This is a genomic window from Pararhizobium sp. DWP3-4 (assembly GCF_049898205.1).
Lineage (GTDB): Bacteria > Pseudomonadota > Alphaproteobacteria > Rhizobiales > Rhizobiaceae > Pararhizobium.
The window spans coordinates 56,924-74,514 of the sequence record NZ_JAFCXF010000011.1; the positions used below are offsets into that span (position 1 = coordinate 56,924).

13 protein-coding genes and 2 pseudogenes are annotated in these 17,591 nt (G+C 57.4%); 9 read left to right on the forward strand and 6 right to left on the reverse strand.

Going from position 1 to position 17,591, the window contains the following annotated elements:
- Window positions 1-507: 507 nt before the first annotated feature.
- Both ACP7E6_RS23820 and ACP7E6_RS23825 read right to left on the reverse strand, forming a co-directional pair.
- Window positions 508-975 (reverse strand): hypothetical protein, encoded by a 468-nt coding sequence (locus ACP7E6_RS23820; protein WP_426232175.1) that lies wholly within the window; start codon window positions 973-975, stop codon window positions 508-510.
- Window positions 976-1,163: 188 nt separating this feature from the next.
- Entirely contained in the window at window positions 1,164-1,967 is an 804-nt protein-coding gene (locus ACP7E6_RS23825) for a DUF4142 domain-containing protein (RefSeq protein WP_426232176.1), read from the reverse strand.
- A gap of 753 nt (window positions 1,968-2,720) precedes the next feature.
- On the opposite strand from ACP7E6_RS23825, the gene ACP7E6_RS23830 reads away from it, so the two are divergent.
- The gene (locus ACP7E6_RS23830; RefSeq protein WP_426232177.1) at window positions 2,721-3,224 is read left to right on the forward strand and encodes a ferritin-like domain-containing protein; all 504 of its coding nucleotides are present in this window, start codon (window positions 2,721-2,723) and stop codon (window positions 3,222-3,224) included.
- Window positions 3,225-4,208: 984 nt separating this feature from the next.
- Here the strand turns inward: ACP7E6_RS23830 and ACP7E6_RS23835 are convergent.
- Both ACP7E6_RS23835 and ACP7E6_RS23840 read right to left on the reverse strand, forming a co-directional pair.
- The gene (locus ACP7E6_RS23835; protein ID WP_426232262.1) at window positions 4,209-5,378 is read right to left on the reverse strand and encodes a zinc-dependent alcohol dehydrogenase; all 1,170 of its coding nucleotides are present in this window, start codon (window positions 5,376-5,378) and stop codon (window positions 4,209-4,211) included.
- Window positions 5,379-5,549: 171 nt separating this feature from the next.
- Window positions 5,550-6,611: a LacI family DNA-binding transcriptional regulator gene (locus tag ACP7E6_RS23840; RefSeq protein ID WP_426232178.1), complete on the reverse strand. Its 1,062-nt coding sequence runs from the start codon at window positions 6,609-6,611 to the stop codon at window positions 5,550-5,552.
- A gap of 149 nt (window positions 6,612-6,760) precedes the next feature.
- Here ACP7E6_RS23840 and ACP7E6_RS23845 point away from each other — a divergent pair, with 149 nt between their 5' ends.
- The 8 genes and pseudogenes from ACP7E6_RS23845 to ACP7E6_RS23880 form a co-directional block, all read left to right on the forward strand.
- Window positions 6,761-7,873 (forward strand): ABC transporter ATP-binding protein, encoded by a 1,113-nt coding sequence (locus ACP7E6_RS23845; protein WP_426232179.1) that lies wholly within the window; start codon window positions 6,761-6,763, stop codon window positions 7,871-7,873.
- Window positions 7,870-8,760, forward strand: coding sequence for a carbohydrate ABC transporter permease (locus ACP7E6_RS23850; protein WP_426232180.1), 891 nt, complete (start codon window positions 7,870-7,872; stop codon window positions 8,758-8,760). The genes ACP7E6_RS23845 and ACP7E6_RS23850 overlap by 4 nt, the downstream gene beginning before the upstream one ends.
- Window positions 8,760-9,605, forward strand: a complete 846-nt coding sequence (locus ACP7E6_RS23855) for a carbohydrate ABC transporter permease (protein ID WP_426232181.1) — start codon at window positions 8,760-8,762, stop codon at window positions 9,603-9,605. The genes ACP7E6_RS23850 and ACP7E6_RS23855 overlap by 1 nt, the downstream gene beginning before the upstream one ends.
- 64 nt (window positions 9,606-9,669) lie before the next feature.
- The gene (locus ACP7E6_RS23860) at window positions 9,670-10,998 is read left to right on the forward strand and encodes an extracellular solute-binding protein (RefSeq protein ID WP_426232182.1); all 1,329 of its coding nucleotides are present in this window, start codon (window positions 9,670-9,672) and stop codon (window positions 10,996-10,998) included.
- Window positions 10,999-11,096: 98 nt separating this feature from the next.
- Window positions 11,097-13,865, forward strand: coding sequence for a glycoside hydrolase family 2 protein (locus ACP7E6_RS23865; protein WP_426232183.1), 2,769 nt, complete (start codon window positions 11,097-11,099; stop codon window positions 13,863-13,865).
- A gap of 347 nt (window positions 13,866-14,212) precedes the next feature.
- Window positions 14,213-14,392 (forward strand): hypothetical protein, encoded by a 180-nt coding sequence (locus tag ACP7E6_RS23870; protein ID WP_426232184.1) that lies wholly within the window; start codon window positions 14,213-14,215, stop codon window positions 14,390-14,392.
- A 66-nt stretch (window positions 14,393-14,458) separates the two neighbouring features.
- Window positions 14,459-14,635, forward strand: a complete 177-nt coding sequence (locus ACP7E6_RS23875) for a hypothetical protein (protein WP_426232185.1) — start codon at window positions 14,459-14,461, stop codon at window positions 14,633-14,635.
- Window positions 14,635-15,160: pseudogene (locus tag ACP7E6_RS23880) on the forward strand (exodeoxyribonuclease III); the annotation flags it as partial. The gene ACP7E6_RS23875 and the pseudogene ACP7E6_RS23880, both read left to right, overlap by 1 nt.
- 306 nt (window positions 15,161-15,466) lie before the next feature.
- Here ACP7E6_RS23880 and ACP7E6_RS23885 read toward each other — a convergent pair.
- Window positions 15,467-16,624, reverse strand: a pseudogene (locus ACP7E6_RS23885) (IS91 family transposase).
- A 13-nt stretch (window positions 16,625-16,637) separates the two neighbouring features.
- Complete coding sequence (locus ACP7E6_RS23890) at window positions 16,638-17,498, reverse strand: site-specific integrase (protein ID WP_426232186.1); 861 nt, start codon at window positions 17,496-17,498, stop codon at window positions 16,638-16,640.
- Window positions 17,499-17,591 lie beyond the last annotated feature (93 nt).

The following is a 17,591-nucleotide window of genomic DNA, read 5'->3' on the forward strand; positions in this document are numbered from 1 at the left end:
GCTTTTGCCTGCGTAACAAGAGAAGCCTTAAGTCACTCCCCTCAGTCAGTTCATCCCGCGACAGAGAATTTTTGTCGGGCTGGGCTTCGCGATATCATATGGCATACGGCGCCTGCAGAGGCCGTCGAGCGGACCATAGGCGTTCGACCCGCCGGTCCTTGACGAGGTCGATCTCTCATACGCTGATTTCGACGCTTAATGCCTTGCGGTAGCGTAGTTGCCAGAGACGATTGTTCAGAACGCTTCCAGGCATGGTCGCCAAGCGCCTGCGGAAAGGCTGAACGCCGTTGGTTCCTTAGGCGGGCCAAATGCTCCCGCGTCGTATGCTGGTTCTACGCAGGCCAGCGTTTCCTCGTCGTCGAGGACAAGTAACCACGTTGCCGCTAGCCTGCTCGACATTCTTGAGTGTGTTGGTGCCAAAGTGTTCGGCCCAGTGTCTGACGTCAAGCGAGCATTGGAGATTCTAAGAGAGCCTAGCTTTGCAGCTTTGCACTCGATGTCGCTGTTTCAGATATCAACCTGAATGGACAGTTGGTCTACCCACCAGCAGCGTTGCTGGCAGAACGCGGGACGCCGTTCGTCTTCGTTACCGGCTTCTCCGTTTATGACCTTCGCCCAGCGAATCGCAAAGCGTAAGCGATCGCCGGACCTGCTTCCCGCAAGCCTTGCAGTTCCACTTCCTGCGCCGATGTAGCTGCCGCCGTATTTCGCGCCATCTACCCTGATATCTGCAGAGACGGTACGTGAAACAACCAACAATCCGCGGCACGTGCCTGTAAGCGTGAGGGCTCCGCTACCGTGTGCGGAGTAAAAACTGCATTTCACTTTAATCGGCGGGGAATTTGTTCTCAGTCGAACGGTACCACCACCGCTATAAAACCCGCTGATCGATTTTAAAAATTCGGCTTCGCTCGCAAAACTCGGTACTGCAAAGCCTGCGAGTGTCGCAAAAAATAGTGGAAAGAGGGGCTTCATGCACACTTTTACAGTCCTTTGATTCCAGCGAGAGTCGAGCCAACCGTCGTCGTAAAGAGATGTTCCACCTAAAGGGATCGATACTGTCGAAAGTCCAATCTGCCAGGCCCGTTGCAATGCGGCTAACGAAATCTCCTGCCCACGAATGCCGCAATCGGCTCCCGCCTAAGTGTGGAAGACCGGGATCGTTATTCCTTTGCCAAGCCATGAATACGTATATTATGCGCTCTCAGCGTTCCGAGCGTCTTTTCAGCAAAGGACTTCAGAGGACCGCCAGGGCTCTGTTGTGCGTACCCGGCAAACAATTCTACCACAGATTCATGAGCGGAAACTTGGGTCGAAAGGTATGCCTGATCAAAATCCCCGTCAGGGGAGGCCTTCAAAGCATTAAGCTTTTGTCGATGTTCATCATCAAGGCCAGCTTTCAACTGAAACTTTTCTTCGCGTGCTGCCTGTGCGAGGTCGAGTCCTGCTCGTTCATGGTCAGCGATCATGTCTTTAGCAAATGTCTTTGCCGAAGCATCATTTCCACGTTGTAGGACAAGCTTGGCCGCCTCGATTTCAAAGGTGTTCGATATGGCCGCCTTTTGTGCAAATGCTTGAGGCGTAAGCGCCTGCTGTTGAGCTACGAGCTGGATAGGGATTAGCCCTACTCCGGTGAGAATGAGCAAGTAAATAGCTTGTTTCAAGGTTAGTTTAAACATTCGGGATTCTCCGGCTCCGGTAACTGCTAACTGCGGTTGAGCGTGCAAGTTCCCTGGCTTCAAGCGAAAGGTACGCTTAGATGCAAGCCTGCCGTTACAAATGCCGTTCTTGCCTCTCGTCACGAGAAGGCGGGCTGAGCGCAGCGCTGCATTCTTAAACTGTTTTTTCGTAAAAACGGTTATCGCGGCATATCCCGCTTTCCAATGGGCATTCAATAGGCCGGCGACGACGACCTGACCCTCTGCCGCATTTACGCGAATCGGCTTCGACCAGAGTAGCTCACTCACGGCCCCCTCCCTCTGTGCAACGCGGCATTATAATCGAGTGGGAAGGATGTTCCATCATTGGGAATTTGATCTTGGTTTAAGGGCAAATGCCAAGTCGCCTTGGGAAGCAACGATGCCATGTTCGGACAAATCTGTCGGAGAGCGTTGATGAGTTGGGACCTCGCACGAACATCTTGGGTCCGGGAGAGTGCGAGTAGACTTGTTGGCTTTGTGTTTGGTACGCACTACTTTTAAGTTTGGAGAGGCTCCAACGATCGCCTCGGCGTGAGCTCTAATATTTTTCTGCCGTTTAACGAACGGCTTAATGTGAGCCTGGACGGCCAAGCGAACATCACTGCGAAGCTTTACCTGTCACAACCCGCTCGGTGTCGCGCGGTGGTGTAGGTTTCCACGCAACCGTCCATTTGGTTTAGTTCGGTAAAAGGTACGTTTTGGCCGCGCGAAATTTCATTGCGCAATAAAACAGCAACATTGCTTCCAGCCGCAAGACGCCGAAGCACCCGCTTTCATTGTTCCAGGCAACAATGCTGATTCCCTCCATGGGCGCCTCTCTCTCTCTCTCTCTCTCTCTCTCTCTCTCTCTCTGTGGTGTTCTGCCGGACGTCAATTTGAACCACTGCGATACCGTCGGGAGCGGCATCCACTTTATCGGCTCTCCATGCAAATCGACATTGGGCAGTTCAGGCGGAACAATTTTTCGCTGACATGGTTGGGTAACGCGATCCATACCGTCCATCAATAGGAGAACCACCAATGACTGAGAAGACACTCGATGATCTGTTCCTTGACACACTCAAGGACATTTACTTCGCCGAAAAGCAGATTCTCAAAGCCTTGCCTAAAATGGCCCGCGCGGCCCAGTCCCCGGACGGCAAGGCCGCTTTCTTGAAGCACAAGGACGAAACCGAGGGCCAGATCGAACGCTTGCAGCAGGTGTTTGAAATTATTGGCAAAACTGCCCGCGGCAAGACCTGCGAAGCGATCCAGGGTATCATTGCCGAAGGCGAAGAGATCATGGAAGAATACAAGGGCTCGGTCGCTCTCGATGCTGGCCTGATCTCCTCGGCCCAGGCCGTGGAGCACTACGAGATTGCCCGCTATGGCACCTTGAAGTCTTGGGCGGAACAGCTTGGCTACACGGAAGCCATCGCCCTGATCGATGCGAATTTGCAAGAAGAGATCGCTACCGACGAACTCCTGACCCAGCTGGGCGAAGCTTCTGCAAACCCGAAAGGTGCGAAGAAGAAAGTCGCTTGAGACGTTCTTTCATAGTGGATGCAAGAGGCCCGCTTCGGCGGGCCTTCTATTTTGCGACCTGAGGATCTGATGAATATCGATAGCCGCCGCAACAATTCAAAAAGTTGATCATCGGAGGGGCGCCGCCGGCCTCCCAACAGAAGACGATGCCGAGTTCCTGTCATTGGCGGAACGTTGGATAGACCGAAATCGACAATCTGGAGCTGCATCGGTTGTACGAAGTGGTTCGGGAAGAGCGGCGCAGAGCAAAATGGTCGCCGCAACCCCCGGCCGAGTTGGAACCCTTCCCGTCTAAACCACTGCCGTCTGTAGACTAATTTCTGAGAATTATTTGAATGAACCAACTCCACTGAATGAAGATCTGCACCGTCGCTTCGCCTGTAGGGACGTGGTCGATTTCATTCTCCCGAAAAATCCGCTCTCCTATCCAGGTAGCAAGGCAATGTCGTTGTCGGAAAAGTTCGCCCTTGACTGTCAACCGTGCTCACGCAAAAGAGCAGCTTGCTGTTCAAGTAAAGCCGCTGCTTCCTCGATGCTCATATGGGTGACGCAGAGATGCACCGCGCATTCCAAAAAATGCACCGACGATCGTTTAAGGTACGCGTTCCGTTGGTCGTCACACATCCGTTTAATGTAATCGTCTCGGTCGTTTTCGGTCGGCATGGTGAACTCGCTACGAAATTGTGGAGGCTCTACGCTTCGCTCTTGGATACAATGCCACTTCGCGGCATCTAATCCATGATCGGCGGCGGAGACATTAAAGCTCCAGCAGGTAGTTCTCGATCAGCGGCGCAAGCCCCATTTAACTCAGCCACGGAAGAACCCGCGGCCTCTTTTTCAAAAAAAGCGCTTTTGCTACAAGTTGGAAGTCGGACTTTCCGACCGTTTCTTGAAGCTTACGAGCTGCGGGATTTTGGATTTCAACCAGTCCTCGGTATCTTGCATGGCAACTCCTCTCTTACTCGCTAGCGTAAAGCGTGGCGTCTACGGCCTGAGTACGACCTTGATCACGCCGTCCTCCTTATCGCGGAATTTCTTGTACATTTCCGGTGCATCCTCAAGTGACGCCGGGTGCGTCACCACAAAGCTGGGATCGATCTCTCCCGCTTCGATTTTCTCAAGAAGAGGTTTTGTATATTTCTGGACATGGGTTTGTCCCATCTTCAAAGTAAGCCCCTTGTTCATTGCGGCGCCGATCGGAATTTTATCACCCATTCCCACATAGACGCCCGGAATGGAGATTGTGCCGCCTTTTCGGCAACTCATGATTGCCTCGCGGATCACATGAACACGATCCGTGGCAAGGTACAGTGCTGCTTTTGCCTTATCGAGGAGAGCGTCTGCGGAGCCGTGACCTGATGCCTCGCCTCCGACAGCATCGATGCAACTATCAGGCCCCCGGTTTGCGGTGCGGGACATGAGTTCGTCATAGACATCGGTCTTGGAGAAGTCGATCGTTTCCGCGCCACCTGCTTCCGCCATGGCGAGACGTTCCGCTACTTCGTCGATGGCGATTACACGCCCTGCGCCGAACATAAGAGCGGAGCGAATTGCGAATTGACCAACAGGGCCACATCCCCAGATCGCCACCGTATCTCCAGGTTGGATCTGCGCATTCTCAGCAGCCATGTAACCTGTAGGAAAAATGTCAGATAGGAAAAGTGCCTGCTCTTCGGAAACATTGTCTGGCACCTTGATCGGACCTACATCTGCCATCGGCACGCGTAGGTATTCGGCCTGACCGCCACTGTATCCGCCAAGCATATGACTAAACCCAAACAGCCCTGCTGGAGAATGGCCCATTGCCTTACGTGCGATCTCGGCATTGGGGTTGGTGGTGTCGCAGCAGGAAAACATGCCCTGTTTGCAAAACCAACAATTACCGCAGCTTATCGTAAAAGGCACGACGACGCGGTCGCCGATTTTCAGGTTTGTGACATCGGACCCCAACTCAATAACCTCGCCCATGTTTTCATGGCCGAGAATATCGCCGGCTTTCATTGTTGGCTGATAACCATCTAGAAGATGCAGGTCAGAACCGCAGATGGCGCAACAAGTTATTTTTATGATGGCGTCGCGGGAATGTAGGATTTTGGGATCGGGAACGGTATCGACGCGAACGTCACCTTTTCCGTGCCAGCAAAGTGCGCGCATTTCAAATCCTCCGTTGATGAAATCGCACAACTGAGTGATGCCGCAGATGTTCCCCGGACCGGCAGCATTTGTCATCTGTTCTAAAGCAAATAATCACAGCAGAGCTCATCATCACCTGGAGGATGGCCATCCTCACTGAGCCCATTGAATACAGCACCAGCCAACACGATCCTATTTGGAGGTTGGAGAGTCGGGTTTAGAACTGCCAGCAGACAAAAGCCCCCTTGTCCTGTCCCCGACCACAGGCGCTGGCGCAACTGACTGTCGTACAAGCATCTCGCACTCCAGCTTCACCTTGTGATTGTCATGCCGCAGCCGAGGCGCGGCGATGATCTCGGCGAGCTTTTCCACGGCATAGCGCGCCATGTCCGCATGAGGCAGTTGCATCGTCGTGAGCGGTGGCAGCATGTCAGCGGTATAGGATTCATTGTCAAAGCCGATGACGGAAAGATCACGCGGGATCGAGAGACCGGCTTCCTTCGATGCCTCGTATACCCCCATGGCGATACGGTCGCAGAAACAGCAGATCGCGGTCGGCGGCTCGTCGAGCGCCTGCAATCGCTTGAAAGCCGCATAGCCACCCTGGATCGTCCATCGCCCTTTGATGACCAGATGATTGTCGACCGGAATATCGCGCATTGTCAGCGCGCGGCGGTAACCCTTCATTCGGTCGCGAGAGGCCTCAACCATATCTTCCCCGCCGATATACGCAACTCGTGTATGGCCGGCGTCGATTAACGATAGTGTTGCCTTCATGGCCGCCGCAAGGTCTCCGGGAACCACGCTCGGCAAGGGTTTATCCACGGCATAGCAGTTCAAAAGCACCGTCGGCCAAGCCGCCAACTGCGGTGCAAGGGTCACCTGCTGCGTGATCAACCGCGCGTAGATGATACCGGCGACCGACATCGTCGCGAGATGATCGAGGGCGGCTTGCTCGGCTTCCTCGTCCGCATCCGTCGGCATGATCGACAGCAGATAACCCAGCTCGTTTGCGGCCTCGGCGGCGCCATCAATCAATCCCGCGGCATGTGGCGAACTCGAAACCTCGTTGATGATCATGGCGATAAGCGGTCGCCGGTCGATGCGGCGGGCTGGCGTGCTGTATCCCAAATCAGCCGCAGCGCGCAGCACGGCCTGGCGCGTCGACGCAGATATCCGGGTTCCCGGAGCGTTGTTGAGCACAAGCGACACCGTCGCCTGCGAGACGGCGCAGGCCGCGGCGATATCGGACATAGTCGGTTTTTTTTTCACACGGACCCCTGACAAGCGAACTTTTCGATTAGCACGAAGTTCGCTGACCGCAAAAGGGCCAGGTGGGACTTGCGTGCTAATAAATTTAGTTATAATTGGTAATATATAACTAATCGCTCTGGGAGGAGTGCATGGCAGGGGTAAAGCTCGCAGGAGTATCCAAGAACTATGGCGCGGTGAACGTCATCCGTGACGTTTCGCTGGCGATCAACGACGGCGAATTCGTCGTCTTCGTCGGTCCCTCTGGTTGCGGTAAATCGACACTTCTGCGCATGATCGCCGGTTTCGAAGCCATCACCAGTGGTGAGGTCCTGATCGGCGGCAGCCGGGTCAACGATATCGCTGCGCGCGATCGCGGCGTCGCCATGGTCTTCCAGAACTACGCACTCTATCCCCACATGACCGCCCGTGAAAACATAACCTTCGGCTTGAAGAACATCGGCACGCCAAAGGCGGAAATCACCGAGCGCGTCGGCAGGGCCGCTGCCATCCTGCAGCTCGAACCCTATCTCGACCGCAAGCCCAAAGCGCTTTCCGGAGGCCAGCGCCAGCGTGTCGCCATCGGCCGCGCCATCATGCGCGAGCCGGATGTCTTCCTGTTCGACGAGCCGCTTTCTAATCTCGATGCAGCGCTTCGCGTCTCGATGCGCACCGAAATCGCCAAGCTCCACCATCGGCTGGGCTCAACCATGATCTACGTCACCCACGACCAAACCGAAGCCATGACGATGGCAGACCGCATCGTCGTGCTCAGGGCCGGCGAGATCGAACAGGTCGGCGCACCGATCGAGCTTTACGAACGTCCGGCCAACGCCTTCGTCGCCGGCTTCCTCGGGGCACCGCGAATCAATCTGATCCCGGCCACCGTCTCGACCGTCGATGGCGAAAGCGTCGAACTCGCCTGCCCCGGAGCTGCCAGGTTGAGCGCCAAAGTTCGTGCCGGTTCTGCAAAAACGGGAGACAAGGTCACGCTCGGCTTGCGGCCTGAAATCCTGTCGCCCGCCGATGAGGGTCCCCTTACCGGCACCGTCGACGTCGTCGAACAGCTGGGCTCGATGCAGCTTGTATATGCGACGCTTAACGATGGCACATCCATCGTCTCCGAACTGCGTGGCGGCGCCGCACCTGTCATCGGCTCGGTTGCCCGTTTCGCAATCGGCCCCAGCACGCGTCATGTATTCGATGCCGACACGCTCTCGATCACCCTGCACTCTGATGCCGTGCATTCCGGAGGCGGAGCATGAGCGTCACCAGCCTCAAAACGGCGCACAGGCGGGATGTCTTTGCCGCCTATATTTTCCTCGCCCCCTTCGCTGTGATCTATGCCACGTTCCTGATCTATCCGTTCTTTAGGGGGCTCTGGATCAGCCTTCACGATTGGGAGCTTGCCGGCAATTATCGGGAATATATCGGTTTCCTGAACTACGAAGACCTGTGGCTCGACGCGATCTTCTGGAAGGCTGTTGGAAACACCCTTAGCTTCGTCGCCATGACGGTTCCGACCATGACGGCGCTGGCGCTGATACTTGCGCTTGCCGTCTTCGGCCAGGGAAGGCTCAAGGGCGTGTTGCGCTCGGTCTTTTTCATGTCGAGTGTGTTTTCCGTCTCGGTCGTGACGCTGATCTGGTCGATGGTACTGTCGGCTGACAACGGCCTACTGGTGCCGTTCTTCAACATGATCGGCGTCAAGCCCATCAATTTCCTCGGCCATCCGACACTTGCAATGCCCTCCATCGCACTCACCACGCTCTGGTGGGGTGTCGGCCTGCCGATGGCGCTGTTTCTGGCGGCCCTCAGCCAAATACCGCCCGAGCTTTATGAGGCAGCCGAACTCGATCATGCCGGCCGGTTCACGGTGCTGAGGAACATCACCCTTCCTTCCATCCGTCATACCGTTCTGCTGGTTCTCGTGCTGCAGATCGTCGGCCAGTTCCAGATCTTCGGTCAGGCGTTTTTGATGACGCAGGGCGGGCCTGCGAACCGCACGCGCACTCTGGTTCAATACATTTACGAGACCAGTTTCCGCGACTGGCAGGTCGGATACGCCACCGCCATGTCGTTCGGCCTCTCCGTCCTGATGCTCGGCTTCACTGTGCTGCAGCTCTGGCTTGGCCGGAAGGGAGACGAGTGATGGTAAGCGCACGCACCCGCGGCCTTCGCCGCGCCATCGATCTTCTCATTCTCGGGGCAACTGTCGCCTTTGCGATCGTATGGCTGTTGCCCGTCATATGGGTTGTCGCCATGTCGCTGAAACCGAGTGCCGAGCTGATGCGCTCGACGGCCGGTTTCCTGCCGATCCCTTTCACGCTGGACAACTATATCGGGCTTTTTAAGCTAGACACGGTGCCGCGCTGGCTGATGCACAGCCTGATCGTCTCGGTGACGATGACCTGCCTCGTCCTGGTCGTCTCGTCCATGGCCGGTTACGCCTTCGCGCGGCTGGAGTTTCCCCTCAAGAAAACGCTGTTCATGCTTATGATCGCCGGCCTGATGGTCCCTGAGCAGGCCGTGTTTATTCCGCTGCACACGATGGTGTCCGGCTGGGGGCTGCACAACACCCATTTCGCACTGGTCATGCCGCGTGTCGCCGTGCCGATCGGTGTGTTTCTGATGATGCAGTTCTTCCGCAGCGTTCCGAAGGAACTGGAGGAAGCGGCGGCCATTGACCACGCCTCGCGGCTGACGATCTTCCTGAAGATCATGCTGCCGCTCTCCATCCCGGCGCTCACTACGCTTGGCCTGTTCACCTTCATCTTCGCATGGAACGACTTTCTCTGGCCGCTCGTCTCGGCAACCAAGGCCAACATGTACACGGTCACGGTGGGGCTTGCCTCGATCCAGAGCAACTTCGCTTTCTCGGAAGGGCTGGGCGCGGTCATGGCTTCGGCGGTCTTCGCTAGCCTGCCCATCGTTCTTCTTTTCCTGATCTTCCAGCGCTTCATTGTGGCGGGTGTCGCCATGAGCGCCGGAAAATAGACGCCGGTCTGCCCCGGCCATGCCGGGACGGCCATTTCATAACCGCATCGACAAGGAGGATATGATGCAAAAGACCAAAACGTTGCAACATCTGGCGCTGGCCACGACTTTGCTGACCACGCTCTGGGGAGGAGCAGCCCACGCGGTCGATATCTCGTTTTTCCGTTTCTTCGGCGACTGCAAGACTGAATATGGCGAAGTGACTGATGTTGCCAAGGCGAATGGCGAGTGCGGCATCATCACGGCGCTGACCAACAAGTTCAACGCCGAAAACACCATCGGCGCCAAGGTCGTCACCCAAACGGTCGATTGGGGTGCCTACTACGACCTGCTGACCGCGACCTATTCCACCGGCAACATCCCCGACGTCGCCGTCATGCACGCCTCGGTCATGCCGAACTTTTCTGACCGCGATCTTCTGACACCGCTCACCAAGCCGATGGCCGATCTCGGCATCGATACCAAGGACTTTGTACCGGCGGCTTTGAAGAACGCATCCGCAAAGGATGAGGTCTACGCACTTCCCTACGACCTTCACGCTTTGCTGTTCCACGTCAACATGGACCTGATGAAACAAGCCGGGCTTATCAACGCCGATGGCACGCCGACCTTGCCGAAGTCACCCGAAGAGCTTCTTGAACAGGGTAAGAAATTCAAGGAAGCCACCGGCAAGTATTACATGGGAACCGAGTCCCAGAGCGCCGAAGGTATGATGGTTCGGTTCTTTGACACGCTGCTGTGGCAGCAGGGCGTCGATGTCATTTCTGCCGATGGCAAGACAGCCAGCATCAACACGCCGGAAGGTCTAAAAGCCGCCAAGCTGATCTCGTCGATCTATTCCGAAGGTCTCGCCAACGCCGCACTCGATTATCCCGGTGCCGAACAGGCTTTTCTCAACGGCGAAACCGGCATCATGATCAACGGCACCTGGGCCGTCGACAACTACAATGCGCAGGCAGCGGCGGGTAAGGTAGGCCTGAAGAACTATGCGGTGACCAACGTCGCGCAGATCTACTCTAAGTCCTCGGTCTGGGCCGATAGCCACATGTGGGTTATTCCTAAGGATGAAAGCCGCAGCGAGGAAAAGACGCAAGCCGCCCTGGCTTTCGTCAAATTCCTGAACGACAACAACTTCGAATGGTCTCGCACCGGCCATCTGTCGGTTCGCCAATCGGTCCTCAATTCCGAGGAATTCAAGGCTCTGCCGCATCGCGCCGAGTTTGCCGACACGGCCACGAATGCAACCGCGCTGCCGCAGGTTCAGAACCAGCGAGCCGTTTACAACGCGATGGTCACAGACCTTAACGCTATGTGGCTGACGGGCACAGAACCACAGGCCGCAGTTGAAGCCATGCAGGGCGGGGTCGAACGCGTGCTGCGGCGTAACCGCTAAGTTCCTCCCAATCCCTTCCGAGGGGTTGGTCTCCCGCGGGATACGCGCTGCAACGCGCGTATCCCGTTATCAATCGCCGACCTTCCAAGGACAATCCGATGAATGCGCATTCCCAGTCGCTACCACCAGCGAATACGCCTCTCCGCGCCATGCTTTCTCTTGACGGTACCTGGCAGTTCCGCCACGAAACCGATGGCGCATGGCGGCAGGCAAAGGTACCTGCGCACTGGCAAGCTTGCTTCGAGGATCTGGCCGTCAGTTTCGGAACGGCAACCTATCGCAAGGATTTCACGTTGCTAGCGGAGTGGAACGGTCGGGAAATCGCCATTTGCTTCGGCGCCGTCAGCGATTTTGCAATCGTCTCCGTCAACGGCACCGAAATCGGCCGTCATGAGGGCGGCTATCTTCCCTTTGAATTTGTCATTCCCGCGGGTCTCCTAAAGGCCGACAATACCATCGAGGTTATCGCCTCCCTGCCCGACGGGCATCGCAACGAGCACGATACTGATTTTGCCGAAATCCCTCATGGCAAGCAGAGCTGGTACGGCCCGCAGGGCGGCATCTGGCAGCCCGTGCGGCTTGAGGCACGTCACAAGCTTCATATTTCATCCTTGCGCCTCGACCCCATCTGGCCTGAAGGCAGGCTCGATCTCAAAGCGAGTTTCGCAGGCGCGATCTCAGGTTCGCTGAAGCTCGAAGTCACCGACCCAGAGGGCACAGCTGTCTTTTCCGGCACGCTTCCAGTTGCGGCAGACACACTCAGCCTTTCAATCCAGCTCGACACGACGCAGCCCTGGTCGCCGGAACGTCCCAACGTCTATTCGATCAGGACGACCCTCGTTGCCGATGGCATCGAGATCGATAGCCGGCGAGAAAACTTCGGCTTCCGCTGCTTTGAAGCCAAGGACGGCTTCCTGCTTCTGAATGGTGCGCCGCTCTATTTGCGCGCAGCGCTCGACCAGGATTATTACCCCGACGGTTTTGGCGCGCCGCCCTCCCTCGACCTTCTCGAAGACCAGTTGCGCAAGGCGAAAGCCATGGGACTCAATTGCCTGCGCTGCCATATCAAGGTGCCGGACCCCCGCTATTACGAGGTCGCCGACCGGCTCGGCATGTTGGTCTGGACCGAGATTCCCAATATCGAGACCTTCACGCCCGCCTCCGCCGAGCGCCTGCGCAAGACAATGGAAGGCATTCTTGCCCGCGACCGCAATCACCCCTCGATTGTCATCTGGACGCTGATCAACGAAGACTGGGGCACGCGGCTTCGCGAAGCCGCCGAGCAGCGGCAGTGGATTTCCGGCATGGTCGACTGGCTGCGCGCCGAAGACCCGTTGCGCCTCGTCGTCGACAACTCCGCCTGCTTCCCCAACGTCCACGTCAAGACCGACATCAACGACTACCATTTCTATCGAACCGCCGTTGATCGTCGAGAGGAATGGCACGCCCTCTGCCGCGAATTTGCCGGCAATGCAGACTGGACCTTTTCGACCGAGAAGGAAGCGGTGCGCACCCGGAACGAACCGCTGATCCTCTCAGAATTCGGCGTGTGGGGCTTGCCCGACCCTGCCCGTCTGCGCGACGAAAGCGGCCGCGACCCGTGGTGGATGGCTTACGGCGCGACCTGGGCGGACGGCACGGCGCTGCCCCAGGGCATGGAGGCCCGCTTCCGTGAACTCGGCCTCGGCCAGGTCTTCGGCGACGTCAGCGGCTTCATCGAGCAGGTTCAGTGGTACCAGTACATGAACCTCAAATACGAGATCGAGATCATCCGGACGCACGCTCCGATCGGCGGCTACGTGATCACCGAATTCACCGACGTCCATTGGGAAGGTAACGGCCTAATGGACATGGCGCGCAATCCGCGCGTATTCGCGCAGGCGCTGCCGGCCGTCAATTCCGATATCGTCATCGCGCCGGGCGCTGTCCGCCATGCGGTCTACGGCGGCCAGACGGTCGCGTTCGATGCCAAACTTTCAACCGGCGGCGCGACGCTGCCTGAGGGCAGCCATCTCGTCTGGGAACTCGGTATGGAAAAGGGCGAAATAAGGTTGCCGGCAATTGGGCCGATGCAGGTTCATGATATCCCGGTTTCCGTGACGACAAATTCGGCGTCGGCATGCAAGATATCAACGGCGGGCTTCCGCATTGTAGGGCCGGATGGACGTGTTCTGTCGGAAAATTCCGAGACGATATCGCTCTACGGTAGGCGCGACGCCCGGCCGTCAATACGATTTGCATCAGACGATGACACGATATCCGAGCGGCTGACAGCCCTCGGCCATGTCAGTGTTTCGCCGGATCAGGCAGATGTCTTCGTCACCCACGATATCGACGGCGAACGCGTTGAGTCCATCCATTCTGGACAGCGCGTGCTGCAGATCGTAGCCAAAGAGCCCGGCCGCCTGCGTGATGATCTTGCCCCACGTGATGGTCCGATGTCGGTCGCAATCGATCCGGGTTCCGGGGGCATGATTTCAGGACCCTACTTCAGCTTCCCGGGATACAATCTCGTCAACCGCCACAAGTCGATCTGGCGCGGCGACTGGGTCGGCAACTTCTCCTGGCTGCGGCGCGACGGGGTTTTCGCCCACATTCCCGGCGCCCCCCTGTTCGATCTGTCCTTCACTGGCGTCGTGCCGCACCAGGTAATGGCCGGTTTTCGCCCCTGGGAGTTTCACGGCCGCGTTCATTCAGGCGTCGTCATCGGCTGGGTCCATAAGCCTGCAGCCTTCATCATTGAAAAGCGTCTTGGCCGCGGCAAGCTTGTTGCGAGCACATTCAGGCTCCACGAGGAAACGCCCGATGTCGATCCCCTCGCAACCGCGCTTTATGATGGGCTTCTGGCGCTCACGACGAAGCGGTGAGGTAACCGCGTGCAGAGGCAGCCCTTCCCGGTAGAAAAATCGATGGAGTGCTGGCTTCTGGGAACATCGAGATTGGTTTTACGTTTTTGTTGGGGATGGTGCACAGATGCTCGGGCGACTTGCTACCTGACATGTGCTTGAGATCGACGCTCCGCCGCGTAGGTCAAAATATCGAGCGGCGTGACCCAGGGGTGTTGAACTTCCAGCCCTGAGGAGGCGACCAGCGCAGACCAAAGCGAGCGGCGTCCGACTAAAAATATCGAAACGCGCTATCATGATGATTGGCATGAGGAGCCACCGGAACCAAGCGGCTCGTTCTGAGTTTTTGCGGAACCGGAGGAAATCCAATGATCAAAGGGCCGAAAGAAAATCTGAAAGACGATGATCTTGAACGCCAGGAAACATTGGAACCTTCGTTCCTCGCCATCCACGAGGCAGTTAACCTGTGGTTCGAAGCACAAGCCTTTCCCGATGATCCTACGACTGAAAAGAATTCAGAGCTTCCGGCAGTGGGCTCTTTTAGCTGAACGAGCTAACCGCAAGACGGTTCGCTCGCAATTTCCGCAACTCAACTCACGATTAAGGAGAGCAATATGTCAAAGCGAGAACTTATCGATACAGGCACTGATAAACGTTACGTGCGGCGCGACGAGGACGGGAAGTTCAAGGAGTCCGTCGACGTCGGCAAATCACTTGCCGCCGACCGGGGCACCAAGGCAAAGACGACTGCGAAATCTGGTGAGGGCGACAAAGGCGATCATAAACGCTGATGAAGATCGCCACCTACAACGTCAACGATGTGAATGGGCGCTTGCCCGTTCTTTTGCGTTGGCTGGAAGAATCCCAACCAGACGTGGTGTGCCTGCAAGAATTGAAAGCGCCACAAGAGAGCTTCCCAGTTAAGGCAATCGAGGACGCGGGATATGGCGCGATTTGGAATGGACAGAAATCCTGGAACGGTGTTGCCATCCTGGCCAAGGGCACGACCCGCATCAGACGCGGCGCGGCCTACCAGGTGAGCCAGACGACCTCCAAAGCCGTTACATCGAAGCAGCGATAGATGGCGTCATCATCGGCTGCCTTTACTTGCCCAACGGCAACCCCGCGCCAGGGACGAAGCTCCAATACAAGCTTCGGTGGTTTAAGAGGCCCAAGATTACGCTACGGAATTGTTGGAACTGGACGTGCCCGTCTTCCTCGCAGGCGACTTTAACCTCATGCCAACAGAACTCGACGTTTACGAGCGTTGGGTCGATGACGTCCTGTTTAGGCCGGAAGTGCGCCAGAGGCATTCACTGATCGGACCTCATTGAAGCCGGATTGAGCGAAGGCGCGGGTTGTTTGGCGCTATGTGGATTTATCCGAAGCGGCGGATGGCGTTTTTGCAGGTTCGAGCCTTGGCGGAGCACGGACAGGGCTGGAAAGGAGATAGCTGCCGGTAGTTGCGGTGGCTCTGACACCCCTGTCGGCTGGTTTGCCTCGACCGAACCGTTGGTGCTGTTGCGCTTTGCCGCGCTCAGGCGCGATCGGCCAAAGCACCAGCCTCGCGGCTGCTCGGCACACCGACGCTGATCGTTCGACTGATGGCGCGCGAGGTATGATCATGAACTGTCTTCCCATGCTGGTCGGCAGCCCGGCTGGATCGGGGTCCACGCGCCGATGATCGTCATGGCTCCGCCGCAACAGGGGCAGAGATGCGTCAGAGGTGGTGGCTTTGCGTCCGGTTCTTCCACCGGCTGCTCCGGCAGTGGGACGTCGAGCAGGCTTCGGCACAGATCCAGCTTCAGTTGTCGATGGCCATTGGCAAGCAGGCCGTAATGACGAATGCGGTGAAAGCCGTCCGGAACCGTATGCAGTAAGAAACGGCGGACGACCTCGTGGGCATCGAGTGTCGTCACCTTTTGGGGCCCGCCCGTTCGATAATCCTTCCAACGGAAAGTGACCTGATGGCCATTGATCCTGACAAGTCGGGAATTGGAGATGGCAATGCGATGGGTAGCGGCCAAGATAGGCCAGCACCTGTTCGGGTCCGGCAAATGGCGGCTTGGCATAGACCACCCAGTCGATGCGACGCGCTGCTTTGATGGTTCGACTGAAGGCGACCGGATCGGCCAGACCGGCAATATCGCCGAAGAATTGAAGTTGGCGCAGGCCCTTCAAGTAACAGCCGCCGGAACAGTCGCGATAGGATCCGCACAGGCAGGAAGAAGTTTGGTCGGAAGGCGCCCCAACGGGACTGGTCTGCCGACAATCCGCCGCCCGGCACGATGCAATGGATATGCGGGTGGTAATGGAGGTTCTGGCCCCAGGAGTGCAGCACCGCAATGAAGCCGATCTCGGCACCCAGATGTCTTGGGTCGGCGGCAAGCTTGCGCAACGTCTCGGCGACAGCGCGGAATAGGATCGCATAGAGCGCCGCTTTGTTCTGGAAGGTGATCGCCGCAATCTCCTGCGGCACGGTGAACACGACGTGGAAATAGCCGACAGGCAGAAGGTGGGCCTGCCGTGCAGCAAGCCAGTCACGGCTCGCGTGTCCCTTGCACTTCGGGCAATGCCGGTTGCGGCAGGAATTACAGGCGATGCGGAACGCCGCGCAGTCCTGACATTGCTGGACATGGCCGCCCAGACGAGCGGTCCGGCACATCTCAATCGCACTCATGACCCGGCGTTCGACACGCCCGAGATGAGCGTCGTGTTTTTGACGATATCTTTCCCCGTGGCGGCCAAAAAATATCCGCCACCTCCAGCCCCGCCGCCATGGGCGGAGCTTGCTCAGCTTGGCGGCACCACCTCCAGCATCAGCCGGTCGAGCGGGCTGGTCGTGCCGCGGATCAGAGTATTGGAAACCTTCGCGTAACGTGCCGTGGTGGACAGATTGTTGTGGCCGAGCAATACTTGGATGATGCGGATGTCGGTTCCGCTTTCCGGAAGACGGGTAGCAAAGCTATGGCGCAGCGTATGCACCGTCACCCTTTTGTGGATGCCGGCAGCATTGCACGCCGAACGGCAGGCAGAATACAGAACCTGGACGTCGATGGGCTTGGTCTCGTCGCGGCCGAGAAACCGCCAGACCTCGGGTCTCGCCAGCCGCCCATAGACCCGCAGGATCGCGAGCAACTGCGCTGACAGCATGACGTTGCGATCCTTGCCGCCCTTGCCATGCTCGACGCGGATGATGCCGCGTTCGCCATCAATGTCGCGGACCTTGAGATGGACAGCTACCGAGGCACGCAGCCCCGCCGCATACGCTGTTGTCAGTGCGGTGCGGGTCCTCAGGCTCGGAACCGCTTCCAGAAACCGCACGATATCGTCGCCGTTTAGGATCGTTGGCAGCTTGCCAGGTGTCCGGGCATAGGCAATGCGCTCAGGTATCTCGGCATGACCAAGGGTGATGCCAAAGAAGAACCGCAGGGCGCAGACCGTTTGGTTCAAGGCCGGCCACGATAGGCCCGACCACACCAGACGCACCTGAAGCGCCCGCACGTCTTCCAGTCCAAGACGGTCCGGCGATCGCCCGAAATAACGCGAGAACTTCGTCACCGCACGCAAATACGATCGTTGCGTCGCTGGCGAAAGATTGCGGATCGTCATGTCATCGGTCATGCGCCGGCGTAGCGGGCTCATCTCTGTCATCGTCATCCTGTTCAAAGGTTGGGCTGAAACAGCCCAATCGTTCAAATCAGAAGCTCATTATGCAAATCCGCGCTCCAAATGCCGCGCGAGCGG